Origin of the sequence: Methylophilus sp. Q8, assembly GCF_000800115.1 — a bacterium.
GTDB lineage: Bacteria > Pseudomonadota > Gammaproteobacteria > Burkholderiales > Methylophilaceae > Methylophilus.
Genome location: NZ_JUHE01000001.1, coordinates 289157 through 304354 on the forward strand (window position 1 = coordinate 289157; position 15198 = coordinate 304354).

The window sequence follows — 15198 nt, forward strand, 5'->3', positions numbered from 1 at the left end:
ATTAATTAAGCGCAGCATTTACCACTTGCAGCTCGCTGAACTCTTCATAACCTCTGAGCCCACCTTCATAGCCAAGCCCGCTCCATTTGAACCCACCTTTTGGTGCCCCTGGATGAATATCGCCATGTTGATTCACCCAAGCCAGCCCAACATCTAATTGGCGCACAACAGCAAGCCCACGTTGCGCATCCGCAGTCCACACAGAAGCGCCAAGGCCAAAGGGGCTTGCATTAGCCTGCCGGATGGCATCTTTTTCATCAGAAAAGGGAATGATAGGGAGAACAGGACCGAACTGCTCTTCATCAACCAAGGCAACCCCTTCACCAACACCCGTGACGATGGTTGGAGGATAGAAGTAGCCAGGACCGGCGAGAGCGGCCCCACCAGTATGAATTTTTGCACCATGCTTTAACGCATCGGCTACAAAATATTTCACTTTCTCGAATTGGATAGCATTGGTAATAGGACCAAGCTCGACACCTTTTTCAAACCCATTCCCCACCTTTGCTGCTTTGGCTCGCTCAATCAATGCATCCAGCAATTGCGGGAAGATCCGCTCATGCACATACACACGCTTGATAGCAAAACAAATTTGCCCACTGTTCCAGAATGCTCCCCAGAAGATCTTTTCGACGATCGTTTTAGGATCAGCATCATCAAGCACAATTGCTGCATCATTACCACCAAGCTCAAGCGTCAGCCGCTTAACATCTGATGCTGCACCTGCATAGAGCTTTTTACCGGTAGCCACACTGCCTGTAAATGTGATCTTCTTTACCAGGTGATGCTGGCTTAACTGTGCCCCCACCTCACCATCTCCGGAGATGATATTCAGCACACCAGCAGGGAATATTCCATTCAGGACTTCGCCCAACAATAATGTTGATAGCGGGGTAAACTCTGATGGTTTGATCACCACGGTGTTTCCCGCTTTGAGTGCTGGTGCAACCTTCAGAATGAGCAGGATGATTGGCACATTCCAGGGAGTTATCGCAGCCACTACGCCCAATGCTCTACGCTCAATAGCTACAAATTTCTCGCTATCAGAACGTAGTGGTAAAAGTGGTGGTAGATCGAAATTCGCATAGTGTTCTAAAGTGGCAGCGGCCCCGGCAACTTCACCAATCGCGAAGTGAATTGGCCGTCCTTGCTCAAGCGTGATGAGCTTTGCAATATCCTCACTGCGTTTCCGAATCGCCTCAGCCGCCAGTTTAAGCGCGACGCTTCGTGAGCTCTCGTCTTTGGTCCAGCTAGGGAATGCTTTATGTGCAGCTTGAATAGCGGCATCTACCTGAGCGCTGCTGGCATATGGCGCCTGAGCAACAATCTCTTCTGTTGCAGGGTTAATCACATCGTAATAGCGATCAGAAGAAACAAGATCACCATCGATGTACAACGAATATTCAGACATATATGTCTCCTTAATTTCCACTGAGGATGGAATCAGCTATTTTTTCTGCAACCATGAGTGTCGGCAGGTTGGTATTGGCAGTTGGCACGACCGGCATGATTGACGCGTCAGCAATTCGAAGACCCGATAAGCCGTACACTTTCCCATGGGGATCAACCACCGCTAGTGGATCATCTTCAGAACCGATTTTTGCCGTGCCACTTGGATGCCATACCCCGCCAATATTGACGCGAATGTAACGCTCCAATGCAGCGCTGTCATTCAGAAGCTCGGATAACAAAGGCCCTCCAGACTGGGGGGCGGCAAAGCGTGATAACGTCAAAGACAGTTCATACTTGGCCAAGGATGGGTGCTTGAATAATTGATCAATCACTCGCAATCCTGCTTTGACTCTTTCAAGGTCACGCTCATCAGAAAGAAGATTAAAGTCGACTTTAGGATAAGTCCTGGCGTCGTTACCCTTCAGCTTTAAATGCCCGATCGAATCGGGTTTGTTAACCCAAAAGACTGCAGATGCAAGTCCAGAGTTAGCATCAGCGCCGATATGCAGAAAAAGATCAGATGGCGTATTTGGGTCAACCCCCGATGAGAGCCTGACTCCTAATTGATGGCGACCAGTAGAGAACTCGTTTCTTGCGGCAGCTTTGGCTTTATCAGATAACTCAGCAACGACTCCGATAGAAGAGTGTTCCCAAAGGTTCTGGCCAACACCATCTCGATCCGCAATAACTTCGATACCAAGATTATTCAGGTCTTCAGCTGGCCCTATCCCAGCCCTTAAAAGGAATGCCGGAGACTGTAATGCCCCGGCAGCCAGAATCACTTCAGAGGCAAAAACCTTTTCTACCTTGCCGCCATGATCCACCGTTACACCTTTGACAGTCTCTGCATCCAATATCAGGTCTAATGCTTGAGAGTCAGTCCATAATGTGAGATTCCTGCGCGCCCTCACGTCCTGACTAAGATAGCCACGCGCAGCAGAGAATCGTTCGTCACCTTTCAAGGTGAATGCAGGAGGGAAGTAACCGTCCTCAAAATTTGCATTCTGATCATGAATATTTTTGAGACCGATACTTTGTAAAGCCTCTGTCACAGATAGCGTGAAGTCGGTCCAATGATCGGGATCTACACGGTCAATCGGGATAGGACCATCGTCGCCATGTAGCTCATGAGATCCATAGGTTTTATCGGTTTCTGCTTTCTTAAAATAAGGCAATACACCATCCCAGTTCCACCCTTCAGCCCCAAGCGCCTCCCACTCATCATAATCACGCGGCAAGCCACGATTAGAAACGACCATATTGACACTAGAGCCACCACCCAGAATCCGGCCTTGTTCGATAAACTGTAATTCACGATCAATATCAGGATGCAAAGCGGTTCGATATACATTCAGCCCAGGCCAAAAGAATCGCTCTCCAGCAAGCCTTGGTAACCAAGGCTGTAACCCATTATTTATCTCAGGCGGAATGCCATCTTCAGGCGTATCAATACCGGCCTCTATCAATAGCACCTTGGTTAATGGATCTTTTGATAGTCTATTAGCTAACACACTGCCAGCTGTGCCACCACCAACGATCACATAATCATATGTTTGTACTGTCATCATCACTTTCCTTGTCAGGCCTGCCAGTCAGGAAAAGACGCTCCCAACTGACAGGTATCAACTACGTCAAATCCCCAAGGTCATCAGAGATTTCACTACCTGTGTTTTCTATTCTTTTAGAATTCCAACGTCAGATTAGCGAACACACTTCGTGGTTGAAGTCTGTTGTAGGTAGGTGCGGCAAAGAATGCGCTTGATGTATTAGCAGAAACAGTGCCTGCATACAGCCCTGAAAGTGCCTCTTTATCAAACAGATTATTCACGTTCAGGCTAATGGTACTTTTCTTGACGATCTTGCTGCCGAGATCAAACTTGTAACCAAGATTAAGATCAACAACTGTGTAACCGCTCAACTTTTCTGTATTCGCCAGATCGCCATAAAAGCTACCGGTGTAGCGCGCTAGCAAATTGCTATATAAGCGACCATCGTCATATCCAACACCAAGGGATAAAAGATTCTTAGGCGTGTTGAATAGCTGATTGCCTTTGGTATTTTCTTCCAGACCTCCAGCAGCATAGTTGTCTTCCTGCTCTGCTTTTACGTATGTCCAGGAACCACGATAGTTAAAGTTGTGTGGCAACTTACCATTCAAAGCCAACTCAAGGCCTTTTGTCGTCACGGCACCGGCATTGATATAGGACGTAGTTCCCAACGACGTGTATGAAACCTGACGATTCTTAAATTGGTCGTAGAACAGTGCAGCACTCACTAATACATCAGGCGTACTGTAGCGCCAGCCGATTTCCTGATTGAAGGTAGTTTCAGCTTTCTGATCACCACCCGTGTTGTTACCATAGATAGAAGCAACAGCCGGTACACGAATATTGGTGGTCGCGTTGTAGTAAATCTGATTATTTTGATCATACTGATAATCAAGGCTGAAACTTGGGAGGAGCTTATAGTAATCAGCCGATCGCTTGAAAGCTGACCCACTTAACACACCAGCGATGTTCTCACCTTCATATTCGGTATGCTGCCACGCAAGCGCACCTTTCGCATTCCATTGCGAAGCAAAGTTCCAAGAGTCCTGTACCCAGAGTTTTTGGGTTGTCATCCTGCTTCTCTGATCGGTGAAGAAGATCTCTTTACCATTCACATCTCGAATGATTTTGCTTCCATCAATAGCAACAGGCTTACCATCACTTCTTAAGGGAATCGCCGCCATTTGGTTAGTTGCATGGGTGTAATCAAACCAGGCACCAACCTGCAATACATTCGTATCAGTCAGATCAAAGTCGATCTTTTGAGATGAACCTACGCGATATTGCGTTGGGAATACACCGCCAGCAAATGGCCTGATATCAAGAAGATCGCCATCCCCGTTCACATCAGCATTCAGCACAGACTCGGGAATCGCTGATGCGAACACTGTTGCCGTACCGTCTGTTACTCGAACGAAGTATGGGTCGACATGAAGATGCGCATTGTCGGTCAGGTTGAATAAACCATTAAGGCCGTAGGTCTGAATTTTGAAGTCAGCTCGCTGTAGTTTCGCACTATTAGATGTTGCTGCAGAAATATCAGCAACGCCATTCGTTCCACCATAGGTGGAGTTAATGGCACTTGAATAATTCGCGTCGTACGGCTGCGACTTATATTGAGCAAGGGTTGGGTGAGAATAACTGTTACTTCTCATACTAAATATGGAAAAGATAGCATTGATGCTATTGTTATTTCCCCATTCATATTGCAAGTTGCCCTCGAAGCGGTTCGATTCGACTGCGCCTGTGCCACTTGTCCATAAGTCAGCCGTTGTTCTGGAGGCCGATACCCAGGCAGAGAATCCATTTTTTTCGCCGAGATTCGCTCGGACAAATGAACGACGAGTATTATTACTACCGAAACCTTGCTTGACCAATAAGCCTGCCTCTTTGGTAGGTTTGACAGTTTGAATTTCTATACTGCCGCCACTCGCCGTGAGTGTAGGTGCATTAATCGACTGACCACCGTATATGACGCTAATGGATTCGTAATTCTCCGGATCTCCGAAGAAATCGCTGTGAGGGGTCAGGTATAGTGGGTCATTCAAAGGAATACCATTTCTGGTTACACCAATTTGATCTTGAGAAAACCCTCTAATAGATAAATTACCTTCACTGATCCCTGATGTATCCCCACCACTAAAATGGATGCCGGGCAAATATTTCAACGCGCCTGTGACAGCTGAATCCAGGCCGACAAACTTCTCAAGCTGGGACTTACTTAAAGTTGCTCTAGATTCTGCGATGGTTTCTTTAGGTGTATCACCGACAAGTGGCTGAGTCTTGCCTTGAACAACGACAGCACCCAAATCTGCCGACTCCTCACTGTTACCCTGAGCGTCTTCCGCCAGAGCAACTCCCGCCCCAGAGAGAAACATGGCACCGTAGACTGCCAGCGTGAGCTTTTTGATGGCAGGCTTCTTAATAATGTTGTGAGACATTCCTTCTTCACCCTTAAAATTAATGAAAAAATCGAAACTAATGTTTTATTAATTTCTGTGGGCTTCAAATGGCAACATACATGCCTAACCATCCGTTAGCGTTAATTTCTATTTCATTAATAAAAGAACATCGAAAAAATTAGAGGTTGCTCAAAAACTATTTGGTAATTTTCGAGGATATCTGCATCAGCTTATGGCGTTTTAAAAGGTTATATACTGAAGACAACGCTACTTTCCGGCCTAAATACTCTTCTAAAGCCGTCTTAACATCAGATACCCTGATAGCCTCTCCATGCTTGGCGGCTTGGAAATATGGGTGCAAAAACCTACTTTCCTGCACCACGGTCATATTTTCGCGGCGTCGCCCACCCAATGCAGAAGCACTCCTACCAAGCACCAGATTACCTTTCAGGAAATTCTGACGAAGTTTATAGACCCAATTGACTGATATTCCTAATAAGGAGGAGGCTTCACTTGCTGTCATTCCATGAACGCAAGTCAACAAAAAGGCTTGTGCCTGCCTCAGTTGAGACAAGTCTTTTGTTTTACGGATGATTTGTACAGCCCGTAAAAGACTATCCTCCGACTTGTCTGAAATTCTTATCAGTTCTCGTGTTGGCTTCATACTCATGAATTGGAAAAATCACCGAAAATTGCTTCTGCCAGTCCGACAAAAATGTTTGATAGCGAACAGTAAAAGTTGCGTATCAAACATCGTGTACTTTTTTATGCATGCGTACGGCCAGAAGCGATAAATAAATATCAATCATCATTAGTGACTGCAAATTATGTACCACATAACGATACAACATACCAATATACGGTTAAATTTTAGAGATGGCATAGCGTTGCATATAGGCGGATAATTCACAGTATTGTTTTCTTAAAAATCATAGAAATGAATAGTGAATCCACTAATGGCATCCAGGTAATCAACCGCGCCTCAACCATTCTTCGAGTACTGGCAAAAAATCCGGCCGGACTTAGTCTTGGGAAAATTTCAGAGTTGGTTGATCTGCCGCGTTCAACAGTCCAACGAATTGTCAAAGCGTTAGAGCATGAAGGTCTGGTTGCCATGATGGATGGCGGCAGAGGATTCAAATTGGGTATGACTTTTGGCCAACTCATTCATGAGACGCAAATTGATATCATCTCTGTGATGCGGCCTCAACTGGAGCAACTATCGAAAAAGGTCAACGAGACAGTTGTCTTATCTTCCTTTTCATCTCAACAGACCAATGTAATTGACCGAATTGTCGCTGAAAGGGAGTTACGCGTAGTTGCCGCACTGGGAGCGGTACATACACTTTATACGGCAGTAGATGGCAAGCTTCTTCTTGCAAGCCTATCTGACAAAGAAGTGGTTCAAAGAATTGGGAAAAAATACCCCAAACACACGGAACATACGAAGGACTTGCAAAGCCTTCTTGAAGACTTGAAACAAACCAGGGAGACAGGGTTTGCGATTGACCGCAATGAATACATTATAGGCATCAGCGCAATAGGTGTCGCACTAGAAACCTTTATGGGAAATTACGTCATTGCAATCGTCACTCCAAGTTGTCGTTTTGACACTGATCTGGAAAACTTCAAAACGGAGCTACTTGCAGTGAAAGATAGAGTATTGCTAGGGCTTGGGCGCACTTTATAAATAAAATATGGCCACGCTTTGCGCGTCCAATCATGCACCAGATCTATCTCTATCAATGATAGCTAACGTGGATGTCGACCTAATACATGAAACGCAAAGTCGACAAACTACCAGAGAAAGAAATGTACAACATCCTATGAGTCTAAATTAAATGATACATACTCAGGCACTTCGAAATTTTTATCTAATCCAGGAAATAAAAAATTCAGAACTTTCGGATTTTTAGATACACCATTGCCTCCAATTAACTTCCACTCACCACCTGAAATCTTTCTCACGGCCAAAGTAAATCCATTGACCTGAAGTTTCAGACCGGGCTTCTCCAGAATTGAGACTTCTCTGATAGTACAAATTAAATATTGTTTTGATTTTGCCGCAGTGTCTGGGATGTTATTTGTGTAAGAGATGAGTTTTAACTTTTGTGCATCCATATCTTTAAACGTATTTTCTAACCGCTCAATATATTTTTCTTGCCCTCCCATGATGGCTAGAATCGGACCAAAAGTAGTTTCTGTAATTACCTTTGGTTCCCTAGTAGCTAATGCTTGGTTAACTTTATCGAAAAGTGCGGCAATTTCGACTTTGTCCCTTTCTGAAAGGGTGTCTGCTGCTACAGGCATTAGAAATTGAATTGCTACAATTAGAGAAATTAATATTTTCTTCATAGATGGCTTTACAGTTTTTTTGATTTTTACGTAACTCAGCAGAATCTGTGCCAGCTTAAATTTAAAGCCATCCTTAAAAAGGCGGAGCCATGGATGCTTACTGCCCAACATTTCCATGCAAAAAAGAACACATTAACTGCTTGCAATTCAACATCCAGCAATCAAAGCATTTAAGTCTTTCAAATCAGAAACATCTTCACGGAACAAAGCGCTCACATGCCTTTCAGTTTTCGGCGCACCCGAAGATAAAGGTTTTGATTAAACTGGCTTAAATATTGCCTTTACAGGCCAATAAGCTAAGTGATTATTCTTAATTGAGATGAAAAAGTAGTTTATGGCACCGATTGCGATATTTATGGCTAATCCGACACTCATCCTACAAATACCTGTACACAAACAAGTCCAATCGCGTTGAACTTTTAAATGGGCTAGCACTCTCAAGCTTTGAGTGCTAAAATCATTTTAAACATCTTCTTTCAATAAGGAGTTTATTATCAACGCGTTAACTTTACCTGTCGTTTCCTCGGCTGACAGCCTGGATAAATATCTGCGCACCATCAAGCAGTTTCCAGTGCTCACGGCTGAAGAAGAATACAGCTATGCGACTGAGTTGAAACAAAGTGGTGACCTGGAGGCTGCGCGCGCACTGATCGTGTCGCATCTGCGCCTGGTCGCGAGCATTGCCCGTGGTTATAGCGGTTATGGTTTGCCACAGTCTGACCTGATTCAGGAAGGCAATATTGGCTTGATGAAAGCGGTGAAACGCTTTGACCCTGACCGTGGCGTGCGCCTGGTGTCATTTGCCATGCACTGGATTAAAGCCGAGATTCATGAATACATCGTGCGTAACTGGCGCCTGGTGAAAACCGCGACCACCAAAGCACAGCGCAAACTGTTTTTTAATTTGCGCAGCATGAAGCAAGGCTTTGAAACGCTGAGCCCGGATGACGTACACCGTATCGCCACCGAGCTGAATGTGAAGCCGGAAGAAGTGACCGAGATGGAATACCGTCTCAATGGTCAGGAGATTTCACTGGATGCGCAGGTGGATGACGACGGCGAAGAAGTGTACAGCCCGATCGCGTTCCTCGAAGATGAAGGCCCTGAGCCATCGACTTTGCTGGAAAACCTGCAAAACGAGCATCTGCAAACCGAAGGTTTGAGCATGGCTTTGCAACAACTGGATGAGCGTAGCCGCCGTGTGCTACAAGCACGCTGGTTGACCGAAGGCAGCGCCTCCACCCTGCATGAACTGGCTGCTGAGTTTAATGTGTCTGCCGAACGTATCCGCCAGATTGAGCAGAAGGCGATGCAAAAAATCAAAACCTATATGCTGGAAAGCAAATAACAAAACAGGAGCAAATGCTCCCGTTTTTGTTTTCATGGCAGCTATTTTAGGCCGCTTGTACGATGACTTCTTCGTGTGCCAACGCAAACATGGCTTTGCCATTGAGTTGATCCAGCTCAGCCAGTTGCTGGCGAATGGATAATTCCACCTGCTCTAAATCGGCAATACGCTCTTCCAGGGTATCGGTTGCCTGGTAAATGCGCTTGATGCTTTCCACTCGGCGCTTCAATTGCACATGGTGTTCGCGCATCTGGCTTTCCATCGGCGCGATGACGGCTTTTAGCCAGCTCTCGGTATCGCGATTAGCTGCCTCATATTCCAGAATCACATGGCTGGCCAGGGTTTCGAAAAACTTGCTGGTTAGCGTCAGTTTTTCGTGTGCGATCATATTGAAGGTGGTGTTGAACTGGTCACGGTAAATGGCTTCCAGTTTATTGAGCGCTTTTAAATAGCGTGAGGTAGAAAATGGGGGGGGCGCTTTTTGCAGCAAACCGTGCTCTTTGGAAAACTTCTCATACATGGCTTCCATCATTTTCTTGATTTCATGCACATGCACATCGGCATCCATCATGCGACGTTTGAGGTCACTGAAAAAGTCATCCATGGCCTGCCGCATGGTTTTGGTAAACGCGGCTTTCATCATGGTATCGCGGGTTTCACGCACCTTGTTTTTAAGCGCAGGCATGCCTAGATGATGGAATACCTGGTTGGACTGCGCCGAAAACACGCTACGCAAGGCTTGATAACGCTGTAAACCGACTTCAAAATTGACCTTGTCTTGCTTGACCTTGCGCATCATCTGCGCAATCACGTCTTCATTCTTGCCCTGCAAGCAACGTAATTCATCGGCTTGATCCAGCACACTTTGCAAACGCGTTTCCAGCGTGATGCGCGTCTGATGCACCATGTCTTCAATTTCGCCCTGTATGCTTTCGCGCACAATCTCCTGCTTGGCCGGGATCAGCTCATCAGACAGGTTTCTTTCCAGTTGCAGCAAACGGCTTTTGAGCAGCAACTGCTGGTCGCCCTTCACTTTAGCCAACAGGCCTTTTTGCGCGGAGGTCGGTAAAATCTGGTCGCGCGGCAAACCTAATAATTCAGCCGTGTTTTGTAACTGGCGATAAAGCTCTGTTTCCACTTCGTCATCGGTTTTCAGTGGATCCCATAAACCATCAATCTTGTTAAGTACGGCTATACGGCCTTTTTGCTTCCAGCGTGCACCGCTGATATAACGGCGCCAGACTTCCATCTCGGATTTGGTGACGCCGGTATCGGCACCTAAAATAAACAACACCGCATGCGCATTCGGCAACATGCTCATGGTCAGCTCAGGTTCGGCACCAATGGCATTTAATCCTGGCGTATCCAGAATCACCAGGCCCTGCTTGAGCAAGGGGTGTGGAAAATTAATCACCGCGTAACGCCAGCAGGGAATTTCCAGTAGGCCATCGTTACCAATCAGCATGGCATCATCTGGCTGGTCCGGGTGATATAAGCCCAGGGACTGTGCTTCATCGACGGTGACGCGGCGGGTACGGCTGACCTCTTTAAAGGCCTCGACCATGCTTTCGCGTGAGTGTGCATCAAATTCGACCGCGGACCAGGCTTGTGGCATACGGCGGTATTCGCTGATGGAAATCTGGTGGGTACTGGTTTCAATCGGCAACAATGACAAACTGACCGGTTTGCCGGTGTCATAACGCAATTCAGTTGGACACATGGTGGTCCGCCCTGCGCCAGATGGCAGCAAACGGTGACCATAGCCGGAAAAGAAGATCGCATTAATAAGCTCGGATTTGCCACGCGAAAATTCGGCGACAAATGCCACGTTTAACTTGTCCTCACGCAAACGGTTTAGTTGCTGCTGTATCCGTTCTTCTATTTGCACATCGCTGAGCTGTTTATCAGCCAACCAGCGCCGATAATCCCCCAAAACATCAGCAATCGATTGACGCCATCGCGTGTACAAATCAAATTGTTGTGCCAGTCTGTTATTTTCCATAGGACCTGCTTAAGAATTGTTAGGTAACCTATTCATGATGGTTTGTTTTTTTAGTAATCTATCATGAAATAATAAAAGTTCAAATAAATCATGTAGGTATAGCCATTAATTCACAAATAAAATGAATTATCAACCATAAGATACAACAATTACTACCCATGCGCGGCTACCATGCATCTGCTATCATGCGCATAATTAAACTTAACGACCCAATCCACCACTTTCTTCAATCTTATGAGCGGTCTACACCCAGATTGTCCGACCCCGACCCTGATACAGCTGCATCAGGCCTCACACCTGCTTGAAATACACTTCGATAACCATACCGAGTGCATGCTGTCTTGCGAGTTTTTGCGCGTGTATTCCCCCTCAGCCGAAGTGCGCGGCCATGGTGCCGGACAAGAAGTACTGCAACTGGACAAAGAAAACGTCAATATTAACGATATTGAACCGGTTGGCAGATACGCCATCAAACTGATATTTGACGATGGTCATGATACTGGCCTGTATTCATGGGATTATTTGTATTATCTGGCACAACACTATGAAAGCCTGTGGCAAGACTATGTGACTAAACTGTCTATGGCTGGCCATACCCGCAAGGAACCGACACATGCAGCAAAACACTGATCAGGAAAAAACCACCCACTTTGGCTTTGACACCGTCGCCGAAGCCGACAAGCAGAAAAAAGTTGGCGAGGTGTTTCATTCTGTCGCGCAAAAATACGACATCATGAACGACGTCATGTCAGCAGGCATGCACCGTTTATGGAAGCGCTTTGCGATTGACGTTAGCGGCGTAGGCCAAGGCGATAAGGTGCTGGATATTGCCGGTGGCAGCGGCGACTTGTCCCGCCTGTTTGCCAAAAAAGTTGGCACGCAATCCGCCGTCAATCCTGGCACGGTGATTCTGACGGACATCAACGCCTCCATGCTGGGCGTGGGCCGTGACCGCATGATTGATGCAGGGCTTAGCATTCCGGCGGCACAATGCAATGCAGAGATTTTGCCATTTGCTGACGAAACTTTTAATTGTGTCATCGTCGCCTTTGGCTTACGCAACATGACGCACAAAGACGTTGCCTTGCGTGAAATGCAGCGCGTGCTCAAGCCGGGTGGCCGCTTGCTGGTACTCGAATTCTCTAAAGTCTGGCAACCGCTGGAAAAACTGTACGACACCTACTCATTTAAACTGCTGCCAAAATTTGGCAAATGGATCGCCAACGACGAGCCCAGCTACCGTTACCTGGCAGAAAGCATACGCATGCACCCAGATCAGGAAACCCTGAAGCAAATGATGCATGAGGCAGGATTTGGCAAAGTGGATTATTACAACCTGACAGCTGGCGTGGTGGCCTTGCACAAAGGCATCAAGATCTAAGCCCATGTTTAAACCCCTGATTCAATTCGTGTTGCAGCACCTGATGCAGCAAAATAGCTGGACAGCGCCGCTGCTACAGCCTTATGCACACAAAAATCTGCGTGTAGACTTTAAAGTCGCCCAGGCCACTCTCACCATTCTAAATAATGGCGAACTGGCGGTGGCCGGAGACACGGCAGAAGCAGATGCCACCATCCATTTACCACCCAGTCTGGCCATGCGACTGTTACGACAGGACCCGCTTGCACATAGCCTGATTAAAATTGAAGGCGACGCCGCGCTCGGCATAGCCGTCGGCAAGATACTCTCGGCCGTGCGCTGGGACATAGAAGATGATCTGAGCAAAGTCGTTGGTGATATTGCCGCTTACCAGGTCGTGCAAATCGGACAGGAAAAGTTACAGCGCTGGCAAAGCCAGGCCAAAAATCTGGGCGAGATGCTGGTGGAATACTGGCAAGAAGAGCAACCCATCATCGCCAAGAAAACCCGCATCGCGCAATTTAACCAGTCGGTGGATCAGTTACGCGAAGATACCGACCGATTACAGCAACGCGTCGACAAACTCCTCGCAGCAGCTTCAGAAAGCCAGTAACACATGCATTGGTTACGTTTTTTTCATATTATCGGCGTGCTGATCTGGTATCGCCTGGATATTTTCTTCGTCCGCGATGGACAACCTGGCTGGATGCATCGCCTGTTGAATGTGTTTTTCTTCTGGCGCCATGCCCCTGAACAACGCGCCGTACGCTTACGCCTCGCCCTAGAGAAGCTGGGGCCAATTTTCGTCAAATTCGGCCAAATGCTGTCAACACGCCGCGATCTACTACCAACTGACGTTGCCGACGAACTCACCAAGCTACAAGACCAGGTACCGCCATTTGCTTATGCGCAGGTCGAGGCCATTATTCAAGAAGCCTTTGCTGCACCACTGAGCACGGTGTACGCAGAGTTCAATATCACCCCTGTTGCCAGCGCTTCAGTGGCGCAAGTGCACTTTGCCAAACTGCATAGCGGCGAGCAAGTGGCAGTGAAGGTATTACGCCCAGGCATTGCCGCCACCATCCATCGCGATATCGCCTTGTTACGCACGCTGGCCTGGTGGGTAAAAAAATGCTCGCGCGAAGGCCGCCGCCTGAAACCAGATGAAATGGTCGACGAATTTGCACGCCATACCGAACACGAGCTAGACCTGACCCTGGAAGCAGCACAATGCGCGCAACTAGGCCGTAACTTCAGTGATCGCCGCCTGCTGGTGCCCACCGTTTACTGGGACTATTCGCACAAACACGTCATGACCATGCAGCGCATGTTCGGCACGCCGGTCAGGGATACCGAATCTTTGCGCGCCGACGGCATAGACCTGACGCAACTGGCGCACGAAGGTGTGGAGATTTTTTTCACCCAGGTATTTCGTGATGGCTTTTTCCATGCCGACATGCACCCTGGCAATATTCAGGTTGTGACCGAGGGGCCGGACAAGGGCAAATTTATCGCGCTCGATTTTGGCATCATGGGCAGCCTGTCACCTACCGATCAATACTACCTGGCGCGTAATTTCCTGGCGTTTTTCAACCGCGATTACCGCGATGTGGCCGTGGCGCATATTGAATCCGGCTGGGTGCCTGCAGATACCAATGTTGAGGCGCTGGAAACCGCCGTGCGCGCGATCTGCGAACCGATTTTTGAAAAACCGCTCAAGGATATTTCATTTGGCCGCACCCTGCTCAGCCTGTTCCAGATGTCACGCCGCTTTGGCGTCAATATCCAGCCACAGCTGATCATGCTGCAAAAAACGCTGTTAAACATCGAAGGCCTGGGCCGCGAGCTCGACCCGAATATTGATTTATGGCATAGCGCCAAACCTTTCCTCAAACGCTGGATGAGCGAGCAAATCGGCTGGCGCAGCCTGCTTAAATCAGCCAAACGTGAACTGCCTTATATCTTGACCCACGCAGCAGAAATGCCGCGTCTGTTTGAGCAATACCTGCGCAACCAGACCGAGCTTGGCAAGCAACAAAGCCGTATCGACGCCCTGCTCACCTTGCAGCACCAACAAGCCACCTGGCAGAAATGGGCGACGACCGCTATCGTCGTGCTGGTGTTACTGCAATTTGCAAGTTTGTTCCTGCTGTTTAACCACTAAAGGAGATCGACCATGCAATTATTCAAGCAACTGCTGGTGACCACGCTACTCATGTTGCCCTATGCACTACATGCGGCAGACCTGGGCGGCCTGTGGCAAACCACCGACGACAAAACTGGCAAACCCAGATCACTGGTGCGCATTGTTGAAAACGCAGGTGAATATAGCGCGATTGTCGAAAAAGGCCTGCTTGCCACCGACACCGGCGATGCCGTGTGCGACAAATGCACGGACGAGCGCAAAGGCCAGAAAATTGTCGGCATGACTATTGCCAAACATTTAAAGAAAAGCGCCAATAGCAATGTCTATGATAGCGGCGAGATTCTCGACCCGGAAAATGGCAAAACCTACAAATGCAAAATGACACTAGGCGCAAACGGTAATGAACTCGAAGTGCGAGGATTTATCGGCTTCTCGCTGCTTGGGCGCTCGCAAACCTGGAAGCGGGTCGAGTAATTGTGCAGAATTGTAAAAAGGCCTGATTTTCAGGCCTTTTTAGCTTTCGCAACCATCACAAAACCATGTTTAGGCATGGTTTTGTTTTAAAATCAGCCTTTTGCAATCATCT

The 15198-nt window shown here is 47.5% G+C and carries 13 protein-coding genes; 7 read left to right on the top strand and 6 right to left on the bottom strand.

Features of this window, described 5'->3' with window-relative positions:
* Window position 1 precedes the first annotated feature (1 nt).
* The 4 genes from GQ52_RS01490 to GQ52_RS01505 all read right to left on the bottom strand — a co-directional run bounded on the left by GQ52_RS01490 (window position 2) and on the right by GQ52_RS01505 (window position 6071).
* Window positions 2-1411, bottom strand: coding sequence for an aldehyde dehydrogenase family protein (locus GQ52_RS01490; RefSeq protein ID WP_047514479.1), 1410 nt, complete (start codon window positions 1409-1411; stop codon window positions 2-4).
* A gap of 10 nt (window positions 1412-1421) precedes the next feature.
* Complete coding sequence (locus tag GQ52_RS01495) at window positions 1422-3020, bottom strand: GMC family oxidoreductase (protein WP_304413257.1); 1599 nt, start codon at window positions 3018-3020, stop codon at window positions 1422-1424.
* 113 nt (window positions 3021-3133) lie between these two features.
* A complete protein-coding gene (locus GQ52_RS01500; RefSeq protein ID WP_047514485.1) occupies window positions 3134-5440 on the bottom strand; it encodes a TonB-dependent receptor in 2307 nt (768 codons plus the stop codon).
* Window positions 5441-5597: 157 nt separating this feature from the next.
* Window positions 5598-6071, bottom strand: a complete 474-nt coding sequence (locus tag GQ52_RS01505) for a helix-turn-helix domain-containing protein (RefSeq protein WP_047514487.1) — start codon at window positions 6069-6071, stop codon at window positions 5598-5600.
* 267 nt (window positions 6072-6338) lie between these two features.
* On the opposite strand from GQ52_RS01505, the gene GQ52_RS01510 reads away from it, so the two are divergent.
* Window positions 6339-7091, top strand: coding sequence for an IclR family transcriptional regulator (locus tag GQ52_RS01510; protein WP_047514490.1), 753 nt, complete (start codon window positions 6339-6341; stop codon window positions 7089-7091).
* A gap of 134 nt (window positions 7092-7225) precedes the next feature.
* Here the strand turns inward: GQ52_RS01510 and GQ52_RS01515 are convergent, their stop codons facing one another.
* Complete coding sequence (locus GQ52_RS01515) at window positions 7226-7873, bottom strand: hypothetical protein (RefSeq protein WP_047514493.1); 648 nt, start codon at window positions 7871-7873, stop codon at window positions 7226-7228.
* Window positions 7874-8246: 373 nt separating this feature from the next.
* Here GQ52_RS01515 and rpoH point away from each other — a divergent pair, with 373 nt between their 5' ends.
* The gene (gene rpoH, locus GQ52_RS01520; RefSeq protein ID WP_081979301.1) at window positions 8247-9104 is read left to right on the top strand and encodes an RNA polymerase sigma factor RpoH; all 858 of its coding nucleotides are present in this window, start codon (window positions 8247-8249) and stop codon (window positions 9102-9104) included.
* A gap of 46 nt (window positions 9105-9150) precedes the next feature.
* Here the strand turns inward: rpoH and GQ52_RS01525 are convergent, their stop codons facing one another.
* Window positions 9151-11106: a dynamin family protein gene (locus tag GQ52_RS01525; protein WP_019881594.1), complete on the bottom strand. Its 1956-nt coding sequence runs from the start codon at window positions 11104-11106 to the stop codon at window positions 9151-9153.
* Window positions 11107-11340: 234 nt separating this feature from the next.
* Here GQ52_RS01525 and GQ52_RS01530 point away from each other — a divergent pair, with 234 nt between their 5' ends.
* The 5 genes from GQ52_RS01530 to GQ52_RS01550 are packed head-to-tail and all read left to right on the top strand — an operon-like array spanning window position 11341 to window position 15086.
* Window positions 11341-11736, top strand: coding sequence for a gamma-butyrobetaine hydroxylase-like domain-containing protein (locus GQ52_RS01530; RefSeq protein WP_024929603.1), 396 nt, complete (start codon window positions 11341-11343; stop codon window positions 11734-11736).
* Window positions 11720-12487: a bifunctional demethylmenaquinone methyltransferase/2-methoxy-6-polyprenyl-1,4-benzoquinol methylase UbiE gene (gene ubiE / locus GQ52_RS01535; RefSeq protein ID WP_047514499.1), complete on the top strand. Its 768-nt coding sequence runs from the start codon at window positions 11720-11722 to the stop codon at window positions 12485-12487. The genes GQ52_RS01530 and ubiE overlap by 17 nt, the downstream gene beginning before the upstream one ends.
* A gap of 4 nt (window positions 12488-12491) precedes the next feature.
* Complete coding sequence (locus GQ52_RS01540) at window positions 12492-13079, top strand: SCP2 domain-containing protein (RefSeq protein ID WP_047514501.1); 588 nt, start codon at window positions 12492-12494, stop codon at window positions 13077-13079.
* 3 nt (window positions 13080-13082) lie between these two features.
* Window positions 13083-14630 carry a ubiquinone biosynthesis regulatory protein kinase UbiB gene (gene ubiB / locus GQ52_RS01545; protein WP_047514503.1) on the top strand — a complete coding sequence of 516 codons (1548 nt, stop codon included), beginning with the start codon at window positions 13083-13085 and terminating at the stop codon, window positions 14628-14630.
* A 12-nt stretch (window positions 14631-14642) separates the two neighbouring features.
* Window positions 14643-15086, top strand: a complete 444-nt coding sequence (locus tag GQ52_RS01550) for a DUF2147 domain-containing protein (protein WP_047514506.1) — start codon at window positions 14643-14645, stop codon at window positions 15084-15086.
* The last annotated feature ends 112 nt before the right edge of the window (window positions 15087-15198 follow it).